The following is a 2,977-nucleotide window of genomic DNA, read 5'->3' as shown; positions in this document are numbered from 1 at the left end:
GGTTTCCTTGCTTAGCAAAAACGGAATAGAATAGGCCCCTACAAGTCCAATATGGGCTATAACTTGTTTATCGTATTTTAGGGCTCCAAATACGGTTAAAACAGTTGTAATTACCATAATTGAATAAGCAACTGCAGCAGGAAAAAGTGAATAGTAAGAAAAAGCAGCGTAAGTAATAAAATAGATAATAGCCATTGCTCCACTGTATAAAGCAGCGCTAAATTGTAGGTAATTTTCTTTTAATTTTAAGGCAAATACAAATAGCCCTAAACCAACTAAATATCCTAGTATAATTCTAACTGTAGGGCTTATTAAATTATTATCAATTGCATATTTGGCCCCTATGGAAACTCCAATAATTATGACAATAATTCCTATTTTGTTTATTAAATTTTCACCAATAAATTTTTCAATATCACTTTTAATTGTTGGTTTTTTTAAAATAAATTTTTGAGGTTTAACTTTTATAGATTTGATACTTAAATTATCAGTTTTTTGTTCTGGAAATTCTTCTACAGCTTTAAAAGATTTCGTTTGAATTGGGTTCGGTTTTTCTTCAATATCAGAACTGATATTTTTTAAATTGTCAATTTCATTTTTTAATAAACTAATCTCTTTGCTTAAAGCCTCTTGTTTTTCAAGTAGGATTACAAACTTCGAAGCTAATAAATTTACTTTTTTCTTGTTTGAATCCATAACTATATTATTAAATTTAAAAAATTAAGTAATTTAATTGTAAATATATATGATTTAAATCATAGCCAAGAAAAAGAATATTTTTTACTTTTTTCTGTTGGTTCTTTAAATTTATTTCCAACCTAATGAACAGTTGATATTAAATTTTTTCGAAAACTTTGAGTTTACCAATTAAACTTGCTAAAATTACTAATACTAATTTCTGGTCTATTATTTATTTTAATGCTTGCTTATACGTTTTATTATTTTTCAATCTCGTATAAAAAGCATTTTTCAAGTTCTTTATAATCTTTTAACAAAGGATGGTTAAAAATCATTTTTTTACTCATTCCGAGTTTTTTCATAACTCGTTCTGATTTATCATTAATAACTGGACAGATGGCTTTTACATTGATAAGTCCAATATGGTTAAAAGCAAATTCTAAACATTTTTTTGCTCCTTCTGTCGCAAATCCTTTTCCCCATTCTTTTCGAGACAATCTCCAACCAATATCAACACAAGGAGTAAATTCAGATTCATAATGCTGCTCCGATATTCCAATAAATCCTATAAATTCGTTATTGATTAATTTATCAACTGCAAAATAACAAAACCTTTTTTCAGTGAATTGTTTTTTCATTCGTTCTATAAATTCTTCTGTTTGTTCAAAATTCGGAATGCTTGGAAAAAACTCCATTACTTGAGAATCAGAATTGATTTCTGCCATTTTTGATATATCGGAATTTGACCAATTCCTGAATCCTAATCTATCTGATTTAAAAATATAATTTCCTCCCAATTGCTTCTATGTTATAGCTCTAAAATTCAGCGTTTTATTATAAAGCCATTGTTACCCAATTAACAGCAGCTTCCATTGTTGAGAAGGGTTTAATTTTTAATTCTCGTTCTCGTTCTGCACCTAAAATTGGAAAAACAATTGTTTTTGGAGTATCTGTAATTACCGCTATTTTAATTTTTTTAAGACAGTCTTGTTTTTTCATATACGCTATCACAGTTTTAAAACTTTCCATATCCATAATAAGTTCACAATCTTTTAAATTATTTATCACTCCCTTAATTTTCTCATCAATTAGCTTGTTTTCACATATATATTCCCACGAAGCAATAATATCTTTAGCATAAACTTTTCCTGTAAATTTTCTAATTAATATGGATTCTGGATACAAATCATGTTTTTCATGAATGATACTCATAATGGGGCTATTCTTTTTTTTAATAGCTCAAATTTACCAAAATCAAATTATACACAGCGCATTTTTATAAGATTTTTGGATCTGGAAAATTGGAGGTCTTTTGGGTGTAGAAAATCAGTTTGATAGCGTGTTTATGTTATAAATTTAAGCATAGCTCTTATTTAGTTGTTGTGGGCAGTTTTATTTATTTTAGATTAATTATCCTTGGTAAATTATAGTCTCATTTACTGTATCAACAATTTTTTGAACATAAATTTTGTCTTTTGACGTAAGTGCTTTTGATTCTCGAAAATTACTACTTATTTGAACGGAATAATCATCTTTAGTCGTAGTAATAATAGCTATTCAATTTATTATTAATCCAAAAATCAATCCATTTCCTCCAACTATCATTGCAATTACTCCAATAATAATCATAAAAATAGCTCCCTTAACACTCTTTTTTATTTGATAATTTGAAACAGATGAAATATTTCTCGTTGCATATGTTTTCTCCTTGCTAAAAATCTTAAATTTGTAACGGTAACTTTTGATTCCATAATTTTAAATTTTCTTTTTAATGTAATTTTTCGCAATTCTAAATTGCCCACAACCTACTATATAGCACAACAAAACTACCTTCACCCCCTTTTTAACTGTAAAACATCCAAACAGGAGATATTAATTAATCCAACTATTTTTTAAGTAAAAGCAATTTTTATGGGTTTTGTAAGGTAAAAACAGCAATTATTGTGTGTTTGAAGTACGATAATTAACATTTAAGAAGTTAATAATCACTAATTTTAAAATGCTAATAATTTTTTAAGTTGGTATTTAAAAGAAAGTAGATGCAACCAACCTTGTTCTAAATACACCTTCGCTGTGCTCCGGCACTCAAACCTGTTTGTCTGGCAGGCACGTTAACCTAATACCGTTATTTGGTAAAATTAGTTATTAAATTTTTTAGAATTTCCGTAGCCAACACCAATTACTTTGGTGTAACGACTTCCAAATTTTTTGTAATAAACCAATACTGTATAATCGTTTTCAGTTTGGTAAAAAGAACCGTCTATAGCGCTGTTGTTAATTATACCTTCTTGGTTTTTTG

3 protein-coding genes are annotated in these 2,977 nt (G+C 27.7%); all 3 read right to left on the bottom strand.

All coding sequences use genetic code 11. The annotated features are described in order from the left end of the window. On the bottom strand, positions 1-696 hold a 696-nt coding region (locus AB1Z17_RS02750), incomplete at its 3' end, for a DUF2339 domain-containing protein (RefSeq protein WP_368050259.1). 242 nt (positions 697-938) lie between these two features. Further along, the gene (locus tag AB1Z17_RS02745) at positions 939-1,475 is read right to left on the bottom strand and encodes a GNAT family N-acetyltransferase (protein WP_368050258.1); all 537 of its coding nucleotides are present in this window, start codon (positions 1,473-1,475) and stop codon (positions 939-941) included. A 37-nt stretch (positions 1,476-1,512) separates the two neighbouring features. Beyond that, on the bottom strand, positions 1,513-1,890 hold the full coding sequence (locus tag AB1Z17_RS02740) for a hypothetical protein (protein WP_368050257.1): 378 nt from the start codon (positions 1,888-1,890) through the stop codon (positions 1,513-1,515). Positions 1,891-2,977 lie beyond the last annotated feature (1,087 nt).

This window comes from Lutibacter sp., assembly GCF_040883305.1.
GTDB lineage: Bacteria > Bacteroidota > Bacteroidia > Flavobacteriales > Flavobacteriaceae > Lutibacter.
Note: the sequence above shows the minus strand (reverse complement) of the source record. Positions and strands in the feature narration are given on the sequence as shown.